18 protein-coding genes are annotated in these 14,602 nt (G+C 71.3%); 12 read left to right on the top strand and 6 right to left on the bottom strand.

The annotated features are described in order from the left end of the window. Positions 1-80: 80 nt before the first annotated feature. A complete protein-coding gene (locus tag ABZ444_RS27665) occupies positions 81-1,028 on the top strand; it encodes a YafY family protein (RefSeq protein WP_358002692.1) in 948 nt (315 codons plus the stop codon). A 138-nt stretch (positions 1,029-1,166) separates the two neighbouring features. Further along, positions 1,167-1,538, top strand: coding sequence for a hypothetical protein (locus tag ABZ444_RS27670; RefSeq protein ID WP_358002695.1), 372 nt, complete (start codon positions 1,167-1,169; stop codon positions 1,536-1,538). 38 nt (positions 1,539-1,576) lie between these two features. Here the strand turns inward: ABZ444_RS27670 and ABZ444_RS27675 are convergent, their stop codons facing one another. The 4 genes from ABZ444_RS27675 to ABZ444_RS27690 form a co-directional block, all read right to left on the bottom strand. Beyond that, positions 1,577-3,271, bottom strand: coding sequence for a SulP family inorganic anion transporter (locus ABZ444_RS27675; RefSeq protein ID WP_358002698.1), 1,695 nt, complete (start codon positions 3,269-3,271; stop codon positions 1,577-1,579). Next, positions 3,268-3,609, bottom strand: coding sequence for a metalloregulator ArsR/SmtB family transcription factor (locus ABZ444_RS27680; protein ID WP_352327141.1), 342 nt, complete (start codon positions 3,607-3,609; stop codon positions 3,268-3,270). Before ABZ444_RS27680 ends, ABZ444_RS27675 begins: the two co-directional genes overlap by 4 nt. Beyond that, entirely contained in the window at positions 3,609-3,917 is a 309-nt protein-coding gene (locus ABZ444_RS27685; protein WP_358002701.1) for a hypothetical protein, read from the bottom strand. Before ABZ444_RS27685 ends, ABZ444_RS27680 begins: the two co-directional genes overlap by 1 nt. A gap of 189 nt (positions 3,918-4,106) precedes the next feature. Further along, positions 4,107-5,540, bottom strand: coding sequence for an LCP family protein (locus tag ABZ444_RS27690; RefSeq protein WP_358002704.1), 1,434 nt, complete (start codon positions 5,538-5,540; stop codon positions 4,107-4,109). Positions 5,541-6,052: 512 nt separating this feature from the next. On the opposite strand from ABZ444_RS27690, the gene ABZ444_RS27695 reads away from it, so the two are divergent. The 7 genes from ABZ444_RS27695 (at position 6,053) to ABZ444_RS27725 (ending at position 10,714) form a co-directional block, all read left to right on the top strand. After that, positions 6,053-6,817, top strand: coding sequence for an ATP-binding cassette domain-containing protein (locus ABZ444_RS27695; RefSeq protein ID WP_358002707.1), 765 nt, complete (start codon positions 6,053-6,055; stop codon positions 6,815-6,817). 11 nt (positions 6,818-6,828) lie between these two features. Next, a complete protein-coding gene (locus ABZ444_RS27700) occupies positions 6,829-7,590 on the top strand; it encodes an ABC transporter permease (protein ID WP_358002710.1) in 762 nt (253 codons plus the stop codon). Positions 7,591-7,606: 16 nt separating this feature from the next. After that, the gene (locus ABZ444_RS27705) at positions 7,607-8,815 is read left to right on the top strand and encodes a cytochrome P450 (RefSeq protein WP_358002713.1); all 1,209 of its coding nucleotides are present in this window, start codon (positions 7,607-7,609) and stop codon (positions 8,813-8,815) included. 49 nt (positions 8,816-8,864) lie between these two features. Continuing rightward, positions 8,865-9,476 carry a DUF1707 domain-containing protein gene (locus ABZ444_RS27710; protein WP_358002716.1) on the top strand — a complete coding sequence of 204 codons (612 nt, stop codon included), beginning with the start codon at positions 8,865-8,867 and terminating at the stop codon, positions 9,474-9,476. 218 nt (positions 9,477-9,694) lie between these two features. Then, on the top strand, positions 9,695-10,021 hold the full coding sequence (locus tag ABZ444_RS27715; protein WP_357972529.1) for a PadR family transcriptional regulator: 327 nt from the start codon (positions 9,695-9,697) through the stop codon (positions 10,019-10,021). Then, positions 10,018-10,374, top strand: a complete 357-nt coding sequence (locus tag ABZ444_RS27720) for a DUF1048 domain-containing protein (RefSeq protein ID WP_358002719.1) — start codon at positions 10,018-10,020, stop codon at positions 10,372-10,374. The genes ABZ444_RS27715 and ABZ444_RS27720 overlap by 4 nt, the downstream gene beginning before the upstream one ends. Before the next feature lies 1 nt (position 10,375). Beyond that, a complete protein-coding gene (locus ABZ444_RS27725; protein ID WP_358002722.1) occupies positions 10,376-10,714 on the top strand; it encodes a DUF1048 domain-containing protein in 339 nt (112 codons plus the stop codon). On the opposite strand, the gene ABZ444_RS27730 is transcribed toward ABZ444_RS27725, so the two are convergent. Together ABZ444_RS27730 and ABZ444_RS27735 are read right to left on the bottom strand one after the other, a co-directional pair. After that, on the bottom strand, positions 10,702-11,460 hold the full coding sequence (locus ABZ444_RS27730) for an ABC transporter permease (protein WP_358002725.1): 759 nt from the start codon (positions 11,458-11,460) through the stop codon (positions 10,702-10,704). The genes ABZ444_RS27725 and ABZ444_RS27730 overlap by 13 nt on opposite strands. Then, positions 11,457-11,966, bottom strand: coding sequence for a DUF4162 domain-containing protein (locus ABZ444_RS27735; protein ID WP_358002728.1), 510 nt, complete (start codon positions 11,964-11,966; stop codon positions 11,457-11,459). The genes ABZ444_RS27730 and ABZ444_RS27735 overlap by 4 nt, the downstream gene beginning before the upstream one ends. Here ABZ444_RS27735 and ABZ444_RS27740 point away from each other — a divergent pair. The 3 genes from ABZ444_RS27740 (at position 11,965) to kdpA (ending at position 14,601) form a co-directional block, all read left to right on the top strand. Beyond that, positions 11,965-12,582: a MarR family transcriptional regulator gene (locus ABZ444_RS27740; protein WP_358002731.1), complete on the top strand. Its 618-nt coding sequence runs from the start codon at positions 11,965-11,967 to the stop codon at positions 12,580-12,582. The two genes, ABZ444_RS27735 and ABZ444_RS27740, sit on opposite strands and share 2 nt — an antisense overlap. A 268-nt stretch (positions 12,583-12,850) precedes the next feature. Further along, positions 12,851-12,940, top strand: a complete 90-nt coding sequence (gene kdpF / locus ABZ444_RS27745) for a K(+)-transporting ATPase subunit F (protein ID WP_357972546.1) — start codon at positions 12,851-12,853, stop codon at positions 12,938-12,940. Then, positions 12,940-14,601 (top strand): potassium-transporting ATPase subunit KdpA, encoded by a 1,662-nt coding sequence (gene kdpA, locus ABZ444_RS27750; RefSeq protein ID WP_358002734.1) that lies wholly within the window; start codon positions 12,940-12,942, stop codon positions 14,599-14,601. Before kdpF ends, kdpA begins: the two co-directional genes overlap by 1 nt. The last annotated feature ends 1 nt before the right edge of the window (position 14,602 follow it).

Raw genomic sequence — 14,602 nt, forward strand, 5'->3', positions numbered from 1 at the left:
CGTCGTCCTTCCAAGTGAGCCGATGTCGCTACGCTAAAGCCGAAAGCGGACAGAACCCGCCCGGATTAAGAGGGTGACCTGTGTCATATCCGGCGACCCGGATGCTGGCGATGCTCGAACTGCTCCAGGCCCACCACGGGCTGGGCGGCCGCGACCTCGCCCAGCGGCTCGGCGTGGACGAACGGACCGTCCGCCGTTACGCCGCCCGGCTCGCCGACCTGGGCATCCCGGTCGCCGCCGAGCGCGGCCGGTACGGCGGCTACCGGCTGATGCCCGGCTACAAGCTGCCGCCGCTGATGCTCACCGACGACGAGGCCACCGCCGTGGTCCTCGGCCTGCTCGCCGGACGCCGCCTGGGCCTGGCCGCCGAGGCCACCGAGGCCGCCCTGGCCAAGATCCGGCGGGTGCTGCCGGCCACGCTGCGGCAGCAGGCCGGCGCGCTGGAGGAGACCCTCGACTTCACCCTCGCCGCCCGCGCCGCGCGGACCCCCGCGAGCCGGGCCGTGCTGACCCTGGCCGCCGCGATCCGCGACCGCCGCCGGGTCACGCTGGGCTACCGCTCCTGGAAGGGCTCCAGCACCGAACGCGAACTGGACGGCCACGGCCTGGTCTTCCACTCCGGCCGCTGGTACGTGACCGGCCTCGACCACCTGTCCGGCGAGCTGCGCACCTTCCGCCTCGACCGGATCTCCTCCGTCGTCCCCGGGACGGCCTCCTACGAGATCCCCGCGGAGTCCGACCCGGTGCGGCAGGTCACCGCGTCGCTGGCCCGGGTGCCGTACGCGCACCCCGTCGAGGTCGTGCTGCGGGTGCCCCACGCCGAGGCGGCCCGTCGCGTCCCGCCGTCGGTGGCCACGCTCACCGAGACCCCGGACGGAGTCCTGCTGCGGATGCGCGCCGAGTCCCTGGACGGCATGGCCGCCATGCTCGCCGGGCTCGGCTTCCCGTTCACGATCCTGTCGCCGCCGGAGCTGCGCGCCGCCGTCCGCCGGCTGGCCCAGGGCCTGCTGGACCAGACCACCGATTGAGGCCGGACAGGCGGGGGTGGGCGGCGTGCCAGACGAGTCCGTCCGGGTCCGTCCGACCTGCTGTTGGACACCCCGGCCAGGCCGGTTGCGTGGGGTGCGAGGCGGCCGACCGGGCCGCCCGCAGCGAAGGAGAGACCCGTGAACGCATCCAGCGCACCGCGCCCCAGGACCAGTAAGGTCACGGCGGCCCTCGCCGCCACCGCGCTCGCCGCCGGGCTCGGCCTGGCCGCTCTCGCCACGACCGCGTCGCCCGCCCAGGCGGCCCGCGCGGCCGGCCCCGCGACCGGCCAGCCGGGCCTGGACCGCCTGCACGCGTACTGCCAGAGCCTGGGCCACCTCAACTCGGTGGCCCAGAATCCGAAGTCGGTCTGGAGCTGGCGCTGCGTCGGCGTGGACGGCACCATGCACGGCATCAACATGCACGACGCGTGCCGCTGGCAGCACGGCGCGGGCCTGTCCCACGCCGCCTTCCACGACGAGCACAACGCCTTCTCCTGGTACTGCTACTGATCGCGGCACCACACCGGCCCGCCCGCCTTCGTCGGTGGTCAGCCGATGGGGGCGGGCAGGACGCCGGTGCGGTGGAGATGGCGGCGGGCCGCCGCGATCGCCTCCGGCGTCGAGGCGAACACCTGACCGGCCTCGTCCAGGCGGGCGATCGCGCCCAGGGCGCGCAGCGGCCGGTGGTGGCCGTCCCGGATGCCGGAGACGTACACGGTGATGCCGCGTCGTTCCAGGCGGGCGATGGCGTCGCCGAGCACCAGGGCGCCGCTGGCGTCGATCGTGGTGATGCGGGACATGCGCAGGATCACCACCGAGACGTCGGCGACCTCCGACAGCTCCAGCAGGAAGCGGTGCGCCGCGGCGAAGAACAGCGGCCCGTCCAGCCGGTAGGCGACGATGTGCTCGGCCAGCAGCTCGTGCTCCTCGGCGTCGTGGTCGCCGGGCAGGTCGGCCTGCAGGGGCACGGTGTCCAGGCGCACGTTCCTGGCGATGGCGCGCAGCGCGAGCGCCCCGGCCACGATCAGGCCGAGGATGACGGCGGTGACCAGGTCCAGGACGAGGGTGGCGATCGCGGTCGAGGCCAGGACGACGGCGTCGGCCCGGGTGGAGCGCAGCATCGACGTCACCGAGCCGACCTCGACCATCCGCGCCGCGGTGGCCAGCAGCACCCCCGCCAGGGCCGCCAGCGGGATGCGGGCGACCAGGTCGGCGGCGGTGAACACGATGACGCCGAGGATCGCGGCGTGCGCGAGCGCGGCCAGCCGGGAGGACGCGCCCGCGCGCACGTTGACGGCGGTACGGGCGATCGCGCCGGTGGCCGGGACGCCGCCGAACAGCGGGGCGACCAGGTTGGCGATGCCCTGGCCGAACAGTTCGCGGTCGGGGTCGTGCCGATGGTTGACGCTCATGCCGTCGGCGACGGCGGCCGACAACAACGATTCCAGCGCGGCCAGCGCGGCCACGGCGAACGCGGGGGCGACCAGGGAGCTCAGCGCGGCGGCGTCCAGGAACTCCAGGGACGGGGCGGGCAGCCCCGCGGGCAGGGCGTCGATGCGCGTCACCGGCAACCTCGCCAGCTCCGCGACGAGCGTGGCGGCGGCGACGGCCAGCAGCGAGAACGGCACGGCGGGCCGCCGGCGTCCGCCGACCAGGATCAGCGCCGCGACCGCCGCGGCCATGGCGAGGGCGGCCCAGTTGGGCCGGGCGGCGAAGTCGCGTACCGCCTGCCAGGCCACGGCCAGCACCTTGTCACCCTCAGGCGTGGGCACGCCGAGCGCGGCGGGCACCTGCTGCATGCCGATCACACAGGCGATGCCCAGGGTGAACCCCTCCACCACCGGCGCGGGCACCAGCATCATGAACCGGCCCGCCCGGGCCAGGGCCAGGCCGAGCAGCAGCAGCCCGGCCAGCACCCCCACCGTCAGCACGCCGGTGGCGCCGTGCGCGTGCATGATCGGGACGAGCACCACCGTCATCGCCCCGGTCGGCCCGGACACCTGCAGGGCCGAGCCGCCGAAGACGGCGGCCAGCGCGCCGGCCACCACCGCGGTGGCCAGCCCCGCCTGCGCGCCCAGCCCGCTGGAGATGCCGAAGCCGAGCGCCAGCGGCAGCGCCACGATGGCCACCGTCAGCCCGGCCAGCAGGTCGCGGCGCGGATGACGGCCGAACGCGGCCAGATCGGCCCGGCCGGGCAGGACGGGGCGCAGACGGGCCCAGCCCGCCCGGAGCACTGAGGTCACCGTTCGCCGGCCTCCGACTCGAGCAGCTCGTTCAGCAATGCGTGCCGGCCGGAGAGCTTGGCCTGCAGCAGGTGGCGGGCGGCGCGCAGCAGCTCCGCCACGTCGCCGCCGGACAGCGCGTACACGACGGTCGATCCGTCGCGGCGGGCGGTGACCAGCTCGGAGCGGCGCAGCACGGCCAGATGTTGCGACAGGCCGGTCGGCTCCACCTCGATCTCGGCCAGCAGGTCGCGCACCGGCATCGGGCCGTCCTGGAGCAGCTCCAGCACGCGGATCCGCACCGGATGTCCGAGCAGCCGGAACAGCTCGGCCTTGGCCTCGTACAGGGGGACGGACATCAGGGCGTTTCCCCTCCCTCCGGGGCCTCGCGGGCCGGGCCGGGGCTGCGGCCGGTGGTCACGCCGTGTGCGCGGGCCATCCGCAGCACCTCGTCCAGTCCGCCGGCGGCGGCCAGCGCGGCGTCGGCGTCGCCGTCCTCCTCGGCCGCGCGCAGCGCGCCGGCCGCCTCATCCACCCGGCGCCGGATGGCCGCAGCGAACGCCTCGCTCACACTGTCCCTCGCCTTCACGCCTGCCTTGACGAGATAAGTGTTAAACGAATTGCGAAAATTCGCATCTCCTAATACCTGCTGGCCGAGCTTGCCCATTTGTCATCCGCCCTCGACCGGGGCCGACCTCAACCGGTTCATGCGCGGCCTGTTCGAGGGCAAGCTCCTCAAGAGCCCGGCGACGCTGCGCAGCGCCCGCAGAGCGTCAAGGCCGACTCGCCGTACGGGCTCGGCATCGCCCGGCTGACCGCGACGGGGGAAGCCGCCCGCGGGCGCCGGTGGGCGCGATCAGGCCACGCAGGAGTCGGCCAGCTTCCCCGACGACGCCATCGCCGTCCTGGTGGGCGTGACCGACGGCCGGGCGGACGGCGAGAGGGAGGGCCGGGCGGACGGCGTGCCCGCGGCGACGGGCGCGCGGTGCGAGCGGACGATGGCCTTGCGGACGTCGGCACGGATGCGCGGGAAGTCCGGATACGCCGGGTTGTAGCGCGGCGGGACGATCGACAACGTCCCCACCTTGGCGCCCTTGACCTTGTCGGCCAGCGGCACCAGGTCCTGCAGCAGCCCGCGCGGGATGTCGGTCCGGAACGTCTGCCGGGCCGCGCCGGCCAGCTGCTTGAACTTCAGCAGCACGTTGGCCGGGTCGAGCTGGTCGAGCATGGCGGAGATGACGCAGTGCTGGCGGCGCATCCGGGTGTGGTTGTCGCCCCCGGCGCAGTTGGAGCCGTCGTGGTCGCGGGCCCTGCCGTACCAGAGCGCGTCGTTGCCGTTCAGCCGGCGGGTGCCCGCCTTGATCACGCCGCCGTCGCTGCGGCCCACGCCGTAGCAGATGTCCTGCTCGACGTGGATGCGCACGCCGCCGAGCGCGTCGATCAGCCGGGCCACGCCCCACATGTTGACCAGCACGTAGTAGTCGATCTTGAGGCCGAGGATCTCGCCCACCGCGCCCTTGACGGCCTCCGGCGCCCGGGTGGGCGCGTTGCGGAACGGCGCGGGGTGGGTGTCGGCGTAGGCCCAGACGCCGTTCAGCAGGTCCTCCGACTCCCGTCCGGCTCCCGCGATGTAGAAGCCCTTGGGCGGCGGGAACAGCCGGCCCATCACGCTCCCCCTGGGGAAGGGCGCGTTCTCCATCTCCCTGGGCAGCGCGAACAGCACGGTGTCGCCGGTCCTGACGTCGATGCTGGCGACGTTGACGCTGTCGGTGCGGATGCTCGTCCCGTTGCGGCCGCGCGCGCCGTCGCCGCCGAGCAGCAGGATGTTCACCCTCGTCCGGCCGGCCCACGGGTCGGCGTGGTCGATGGGCGTGGGCTCGGGGGCGTTGAACACGTCGGTCAGCGTGGCGTCGACCTCCGACACCGTCTGCGAGGCCACCACGAACGGCGACACGACGGCCGCGACCAGCAGCAGCGCCACGCCGTCCGACCAGACCAGCCGCCGCCGCGGCCGCAGCACGGTGTAGGAGGCGACCACCAGCAGCCCCCACGCGACGCCGACGCCGACGGCGCCACCGCTGATCGCCTTGGCCCAGGTGGCCTGGGTCGCCATGGCGACGCCACCCGCCGAGGCCACCACGACGGCCACCGCCACGCCCGCCGCCAGGAACAGCCCCAGCAGCGCCAGCCCGAGCAGGCGGTACCCGGCCCGCAGATGGGCAGCGCCCGGAATCACGATCGACAGCGCTGCCCAGCCGATGGCTGCCCCCGCGCCCCGTTTGGTGCCCATCCGCCCTCATGATCTCTATGTGGTACGTCCCCCGAGATCATAGGTTCGGGCCTGGTTACCCATGTACGCAACTTTTGACCGGATATCCAGCTGAAGAAGGCGTCGCGTACGGCAGGTTGGTGTAGACGACCTGGAGCGTGGACGTGGCGTCCGCTCATGAAGGGTCGGATTGTGCGAGAAGCGATCACCGTGAATTGCACGACAGGGCTCGTCCGCATCGCGAGATCGGCCCTCGCGCGGCCCTGGCGACCAGCGCGAACGTCCCGTAGGCGATGAAAGGTTCATTCCGCCGCCCCTGACGGCGTCAGGACGCGGCGCCGCCGTGTCAGCACGGCGTCCGCGCGGTGTCAGCGCGGCCCGCGAAGGTGGACGCCGTGAACACCTCGGCGATCACGGCAACTATTCGGTGTTGCTAGGTACCGGTACATCGTGGCACTATATAGCCGGTAGTCAGCACCACCGAGTAGTTGCGCCGACGGCGAGCCCCCCGGAAGAGAAGACAGGACCGAGTGATGACGACACAACAAGCTCCGGCGATCCAGGTGCACGGCCTGAAGAAGTCGTACAAGGAACTCAACGTGCTGCGCGGCGTGGACTTCGAGGTGGCGCGGGGCAGCATCTTCGCACTGCTCGGCTCGAACGGCGCGGGCAAGACCACGCTCGTGAAGATCCTGTCCACGCTGCTCAAGGCCGACGCCGGCACCGCCAGGGTCAACGGCCTCGACGTCGCCGGGCAGGCCGCCCGGGTGCGCGAGTCCATCAGCCTCACCGGCCAGTTCGCCGCCGTGGACGAGATCCTCAGCGGGCGGGAGAACCTCGTGCTGGTCGCCCGGCTGCGGCACCTGAAGAACCCCGGCAAGATCGCCGACGACCTGCTGGAGCGGTTCTCGCTGACCGACGCGGGCGGCCGCAAGGCCGCGACGTACTCGGGCGGCATGCGACGCCGCCTCGACATCGCGATGAGCCTCATCGGCGACCCGCCGGTCATCTTCCTCGACGAGCCGACCACCGGCCTCGACCCCCAGGCGCGCATCGAGGTGTGGCAGGCCGTCAGGGAGCTCGCCGCTCAGGGCACCACCGTGCTGCTCACCACCCAGTACCTGGACGAGGCCGAGCAGCTCGCGGACCGGATCGCGATCCTGCACGAGGGCCGGATCATCGTCAACGGCACCCTCGCCGAGCTCAAGCAACTCCTCCCGCCCGCCAAGGTCGAGTACGTCGAGAAGCAACCGACCCTGGAGGACGTCTTCCTCACCCTCATCGGCACGAAAGCCTAAGGACCACCACGATGAGCAAGCACTTCTTCGGTGACACCACCGTCCTGCTGGGACGGTCCCTGCGCCACATCTCCCGCAGCCCGGACACCATCGTCACGACCGCGATCATGCCGATCGCCATGATGCTGATGTTCGTCTACGTGTTCGGCGGCGCGATCAGAACGGGGTCGGACTCGTATGTGAACTACATGCTGCCCGGCATCCTGCTCATCACGGTCGCCTCCGGCATCGCCTACACCGCCTACCGGCTGTTCATGGACATGAAGGGCGGCATCTTCGAGCGTTTCCAGTCCATGCCGACCGCGCGCTCGTCCGTGTTGTGGGCGCACGTGCTGACCTCGCTGGTCGCCAACCTGGTCTCGCTGGTGGTCGTGATGCTCGTCGCCCTGCTCATGGGCTTCCGCTCGAGCGCGGGCCTGTCGGCCTGGCTGTCGGTCGCGGGCATCCTGATCCTGTTCACCCTGGCGCTGACCTGGATCGCCGTCATCCCCGGCCTGTCGGCCAAGACCATGGAAGGCGCGAGCGCGTTCTCCTACCCGCTCATCTTCCTGCCGTTCCTCAGCTCGGCGTTCGTGCCCACCGACACCATGCCCACCGTGGTACGCGTCTTCGCCGAGAACCAGCCGGTGACCTCCATCGTCAACGCCATCCGCGCCCTGTTCGCCGAGCAGCCCGTCGGCAACGACATCTGGATCGCCCTCGCCTGGTGCGTCGGCATCCTGGTCGTCGCCTACACCTTCGCCATGAACACCTACCGCCGCAAGATTTCCTAGGCCGTAAAGGACGATCATGACCGACTCCCTCCACACCGTCACGCCGATGCCCGCCGAACGCCGCTCCGGCTGCCCGTTCGACCCGCCCAAGGAGCTCGTCGAGGCCCGCGAGCACGGCCCCATCAGCCACTTCCCCTTCCCCGACGGACACCAGGGCTGGCTGGTCACCGGCTACGACCTGGCCCGCTCGATCCTGGCCGACCCCCGCTTCAGCTCCCGCAAGGAGCTCATGGCCCACCACCCGACCATCGACTACGGCGACATCGAGGTTCCCCCGGCCCCGCCCGGCGAGTTCCTGCTCATGGACGAGCCGCAGCACAGCCGCTACCGCAAGCCGCTCGTCGGCAAGTTCACCGTCCGCCGGATGCGGCTGCTCACCGAGCGCGTCGAGCAGATCACCGCCGAACACCTGGACGCCATGGAGAAGGCCGGCCCCACCGCCGACCTGGTGACCGCGTTCGCCAAGCCCATCCCCGCCATCGTCATCTGCGAACTGCTGGGCGTGCCGTACGAGGACCGGGGCCGCTTCCAGGAGAACATCGACAAGTTCCTCGGCGGCGAGGCCAGTGACGAGGAACTGATCGCCGCCTACCTCGCCACCCAGCAGTACCTGGCCGAACTCGTGGCCGCCAAGCGCGCCGCCCCGACCGACGACGTGCTCAGCGACCTGCTCGACAGCGACCTGACCGACGAGGAGCTCCAGGGCATGGCCCTGATCCTGCTGTCGGCCGGCTTCGACACCACCGCCAACATGCTGGCCCTCGGCACCTTCGCCCTGCTGCAGAACCCGGACCAGCTCGCCGCGCTGCGCGCCGACCCCACGCTCGCCGACCAGGCCGTCGAAGAGCTGCTGCGGTACCTGTCCGTCGCCAAGCAGTTCTACCGGGTCGCCCTGGAGGACGTCGAGCTGGCCGGCCAGACCGTCAAGGCCGGCACGATGGTCATCCTGTCCCTCAACACCGCCAACCGCGACCCCGAACGTTTCCCCGACCCCCACACCCTCGACCTGCGCCGGCAGGACGGCGGCCACCTGGCCTTCAGCCACGGCATCCACCAGTGCCTGGGCCAGCAGCTCGCCCGCGTCGAGATGCGCGTCGCCTTCCCCGCGCTGCTCAACCGCTTCCCCACCCTGCGCCTGGCGGTACCGGCCGACCAGGTCGCCCTGCGGCCGGAGATCGCCGACATCTACGGCGTCAAGAGCCTCCCCGTCACCTGGGACGCGTGACCACGGCCCGGAAGCGCCGGATCCCTGAGCTCCAGAGAGGAACCACCCCATGGCAGAGCTCCCGGCGGGTCACGGGAAGCCCTCCGCACCGGCGCTGCGGGCCTCCGACGCGGACCGCGACCGGGTCACCGAGCTGCTGCGGACGGCCGTCGCCGACGGCCGGCTCGACCTGGCCGAGTTCGAGGAGCGGCTGGAGGTGGCGTTGTCCGCCCGCACCGTCGACGCGCTGGCCCCGCTCGTCACCGACCTCATCGCGGGGGCGGGCAGCGCCGGCGCGCTCGCGCTGCCGCTCGCCGCGGCTCCGGCCGCCGAACTGCTCACCATCAAGGAGAAGCACGGCTCGGTGCGCCGCGACGGCCGCTGGAGGCTGCCGCACCGGCTGGCGCTGCGCACCTCGTGGAGCGACGTCCTGCTGGACCTGACCAGCGCGGTGCGCGGCGCGCCCGAGCTGGTCATCGAGCTGCGGGTGAGCGGCGGCAGCGTGGAGCTGGTCCTCGCGCCGGGCATGGTGCTGGAGAGCGACGAGCTCTCGGTGCGGCACGGCACGCTGGCGATCAGCAGGGAACCCGACGACGACACACCGGAGGTGTTGCGCGTCCGACTGACCGGCCGCATGCGGCACGGCCGGCTCGCCGTCCGCCGGCAGACGCCGCGGCGGTGACGCGGCGGATTTCGGCGGCCCGCGGCGACGGCGGCGGGCCGCGCGACCTCGCCGCCGCCACCTTCGCCCAGGGCCCGCTGCCGGTCTGACGATCGACCTGGTACGCAGCCTGCCGCGCCACTGATCCGACAACCCTCACCAGACCTACTACTCTGTGGTACTGTGTAGCAGTACTCGGTAACACCGAGTACTTCGGAAGGGGCGGAAGAAGAGCCGCGATGGACAATCTGACGGAGATGCTGAAGGGCACGCTTGAAGGCTGCGTGCTCGAAATCATCGGCAGCGAAGAGACCTACGGGTACGCCATCACGCGCCGGCTGAACGACCTGGGCTTCGCCGACGTCGTCGAGGGGACGGTCTACACCATCCTGCTGCGACTGGAGAAGAACGGGCTCGTCCAGGTGACGAAACGACCGTCCGAACAGGGCCCGCCGCGCAAGTTCTACGCGCTCAACGACGCGGGACGCGCGGAACTGGCGACGTTCTGGGCGAAATGGGCGTACATCACATCCCGGATCGACAAGCTCAAGGAGGGCGGGAGATGAATTTCTGGGAGACCATCACCGGCAGCGATCTCACCAGGGAGTACAAGGCGTTCGAAGCCCGGGCCGCGGCACTGCCGGCCGACCACCGGGCGGCATGGGACGAGATCAAGGGTCATCTCTTTCACTACTCGGACTTCACCGGGCGGAACCTGATGCCGATCTTCGACGGCGTTCTGGGGCTGCTGGAGGAGACGGCGGCCGACGGGCAGAACATTTACGAAGTGCTGGGCGACGACATCCCGGGCTTCTGCGCGGCACTGGCCGGCGAGTCAGGGGGCCGCAGCTTCCGCGACCGGTGGCGCGAGCAGCTGAACAGGAACGTCGCGAGGAAACTGGGCCGGCTGGGAGGCTGACGTGGGCATCCAGGACATCATCGAGGGCAAGAAGCAGTGGCGGGCACACATGGCGCGGGTCAAGGCGCTGCCGCCCGACTACCAGATCGTCTACAAGGAGATGCAGCGGTACTTCTTCAAGGTCGGGCCGGTCGGGCTCACCGACGGGCCCCTGCTGCCGGGGATCGTCGATTTCTTCGAGGAGGGCGTCGCGGCCGGCCAGGGAGTCCTGGAACTCATCGGCGACGACGTCGCCGCCTTCGCCGACGGCCTGATCAAGGACTCGCGCACCTACGCGGACCTCTATCAGGAGTCCGTCACCGGAAGACCGGGCACGGCCGGGAAACCTCACCGGTCGTAGAGCCTGCGGGCCCACAGGTACCCGCCCAGCGCGATGACCGCGCTCCAGAGTGCCGCCGCCGCGAGGCCGGGTCCCGCGGGCCGCCCGGCCAGCAGCGCGCGCAGGGTTTCGATGACCGGTGTGAACGGCTGGTGTTCGGCGAACCAGCGCAACGGGCCCGGCATCGACTCCGGCGGCACCACGCCGCTGCCCAGGAACGGCAGCAGCATCAGCGGCATCGGCAGGTTGCTGGCCGTGGCCACGTTCCTGGTGACCATGCCCAGCGCGGCCGACAGCCAGGTGATGGCGAAGGTGAACATGGCCAGCACCCCCACCACCCCGAGCCAGTCCAGCGCCGAGGCGGCTGGGCGGAAGCCGATCAGCAGGGCCGTCAGCGTCACGGCCGCGATCGCGGTGAAGTTCTGCACGAGCGCGCCGAGCACGTGCCCGGTCAGGACAGAGACGCGGGCGATGGCCATGGTCTTGAACCTGGCGACGATGCCCTCGGTCATGTCCATCGCCACCGCGATCGCGGTCCCCTGCGCGGCGCTCGCGATCGTCATGATCAGGATGCCGGGAGTGACGTACCCGACGTAGGCGGCGCGGTCGCCGCCGATCCCGGCGCCCATGATGCCGCCGAGGACGTAGACGAACAGCAGCAGGAACACCACCGGGACGCCCGCGTAGGTGAGGATCAGCGTGGGGTACCGCCACATGTGCCTGATCTGGCGGCGCAACATGGTCGCCGAGTCGGTGATCGCTCTCATCGGGTGGACTCCTCGGTCAGGGTCAGGAAGACGTCGTCCAGGTCGGGCGTGTGCATCGACAGTTCGGCGACGTCGACGGCCTGCGCGTCCAGCAGTTCCAGGAGCTCGCGCAGCGCCCGGACGCCGGTGTCGGGGATCTGCACCGTGAGGGACTCCTCGTCGCGCGCGCTCGCCCCCACCAGGGAGGCCGCCCTGCGGTACCCGTCGAGATCGGCGAAGCGCACGACGACGTGGCCGCCGGGGACCATGCGCTTGAGCTCTTCAGGGGTGCCCTCGGCCACCAGCCGGCCCTGGCTGAGCAGCGCGATGCGGTCGGCGAGTTCGTCGGCCTCCTCCAGGTACTGGGTGGTCAGGAAGATGGTCACGCCGTCCTGCTGGACGAGGTCCCGGACGATCTGCCACATCGTGCGGCGGCTGCGCGGGTCCAGGCCCGTGGTGGGTTCGTCGAGGAAGATGAGCCCGGGCGTGCCGACCATGGTCATGGCGAGGTCGAGCCGGCGGCGCATGCCACCCGACGCCGAGATCGCCAGGCGGCTCGACCGGCCGACGTCGACGATCAGCCGCGAGGTCGGCCGCAACGGCGGCCCCGGCGACTACCGTCCCGAGCGGGCGCACCAGGCGACGGCGCGGCGGGCGCGGCGCGGCGCCCCGGCACGTTCGGCCGCACCCCGGAACGGCGAGGTCTTCGAGGTGGAAGAGGGAGCCGTCGAGATGGCGGTCGCGATGGGCCTGCCGAAAATGGTGGCGCGCGTGCTCATCGGCCTGTGGCTGAGCGAGGACGGCCGGCTCACCGCGGCCGAGCTGGCCCGAGGGTTGAAGGTGAGCCCCGCCTCGATCTCCACGGCGGTGGGCTACCTGACCCGGCAGGGCCTGATCAGGCGCGAACGCGATCCGCAGCGGCGGCGCGACATCTACGTGGTCGACGACGACGCCTGGTACCACTCGACGATGATCGGCGCGCGGCAGACGCTCGCGGCGGCGGAGGTCGCGAAGGCGGCGGGGCAGACGCTCGGGCTCGACACGCCCGCGGGGCGGCGCCTGGCCAGGGGCGGCGCGTTCCTGGAACGGATCAGCCTGGACGCCCTGGCGTCGGCCGAACGCTGGCGCCACCTCTTGCCGTGACCGGAGCGCGGCCCGCACCAGGCCGGCACACGGAGGCGCGGGCCGCGTAGGGAGGCCGTCAAGATTCGGGCCGTGGCCGTATGAAAGGCGTCAAGAACGGCAAATCACCCCATTTTCCGGCGTTTGCTGAACCTGCGGCCGCCCGTCAAGGGGCGGCGGCGATCTCATCATCGAACTGAGGAGTGGGGATGGCCGACGTCATCTTCGTCGCCCTGACGATCGCGATCTTCGTGATCTTCGGGCTGGTCGTGCGGGCGGTGGAGCGGCTGTGAGCGCCGTCAACGCCACCGGTCTCATCGTGGTCGCCGGTCTGGTGATCTTCATGGTCGCGGCCCTGCTGTTCCCGGAGCGGTTCTGATGAGTACGGCCCCGGCCGGGATGATCTTCATCGTCTCCCTGATCGCGGCGCTGGCCCTCGTGCACAAGCCGTTCGGCGACCACATGTACCGCGTCTACTCGACACCCCGGCACAACCGCGTCGAACGGGTCGTCTACCGGCTGCTCGGCGTGCGGGCCGACGCCGAGCAGAGCTGGCCCGTCTACGCCCGCAGCGTGCTGGCCTTCTCGGTGATCTCGGTCCTGGTCGTGTACGGCCTCCAGCGCCTCCAGGACAAGCTGCCGCTCAGCCAGGGCATGGAGCCGGTCACCGGCCACATCGCCTGGAACACCGCGATCAGCTTCGTCACCAACACCAACTGGCAGGCGTACTCGGGCGAGTCCACGATGGGCCACCTGACCCAGATGACCGCCCTGGCCGTGCAGAACTTCGTCTCCGCGGCCGTCGGCATGGCGGTCGCGGTGGCCCTGGTCCGCGGGTTCGCCCGCCGCAGGTCCGGCACGATCGGCAACTTCTGGGTGGACCTGGTCCGCGGCACCCTGCGCATCCTGCTGCCGATCGCCTTCGTCGGCGCGCTGGTGCTGGTGGCGGGCGGCCTGGTGCAGAACTTCTCGGGCGTGCACGAGCTGACCACGCTGACCGGCGGCACACAGGTCATCACCGGCGGCCCGGTCGCCTCCCAGGAGGTCATCAAGGAGCTGGGCACCAACGGCGGCGGCTTCTACAACGCCAACTCGGCCCACCCGTTCGAGAACGCCACGAGCTGGACGAACTGGTTCGAGATCTTCCTGATCCTGCTGATCCCGTTCTCGCTCACCCGCACCTTCGGCCGGCTGGTCGGCCAGGTCCGGCAGGGGTACGCGATCCTCGCGGTGATGAGCGTGCTGGCCCTGGCGAGCGTCCTGCTCACCAACGTCTTCGAGCTGTCCGGGAACGCCACCGTGCCGCAGGCGGCCGGCGCGGCGCTGGAGGGCAAGGAGCTGCGCTTCGGCGTCTCGAACTCGGCCACCTTCGCCGCCTCGACCACCCTCACGAGCACCGGAGCGGTGAACTCCTTCCACGACTCCTACACGCCGTTCGGCGGCATGATGACGCTGCTGAACATGATGCTCGGCGAGGTCGCGCCCGGCGGCGTCGGCTCGGGCCTGTACGGCATGCTGATCCTCGCCGTGATCACGGTGTTCGTGGCGGGCCTGATGGTCGGCCGCACCCCCGAGTACCTGGGCAAGCGCATCGGCGCCCGCGAGATCAAGCTCGCCTCCCTGTACTTCCTGGTCACCCCGGCCCTGGTGCTGGTCGGCACGGCCTGCGCGATGGGCTCGGCGGAGCGGCGCGCGAGCATGCTGAACGGCGGCCCGCACGGCCTGTCGGAGGTCCTGTACGCCTTCACCAGCGCCTCCAACAACAACGGCTCCGCCTTCGCCGGCCTCACCGTCAACACCCCCTGGTACGACGTGGCGCTCGGCCTGTGCATGGCCTTCGGCCGGTTCCTGCCGATCATCCTGGTGCTGGCCCTGGCCGGTTCGCTGGCGGCGCAGTCGCCCGTCCCCGAGGGCGCCGGCACGCTGCCCACGCACCGGCCGCTGTTCGTCGGCCTGGTCGTCGGCGTGACGGTGGTCCTCGTCGCCCTCACCTTCCTCCCGGCACTCGCGCTCGGCCCGATCGCAGAAGGACTGTCCTGAC

This window comes from Nonomuraea sp. NPDC005730 (genome assembly GCF_040630865.1).
Classification (GTDB): Bacteria; Actinomycetota; Actinomycetes; order Streptosporangiales; family Streptosporangiaceae; genus Nonomuraea.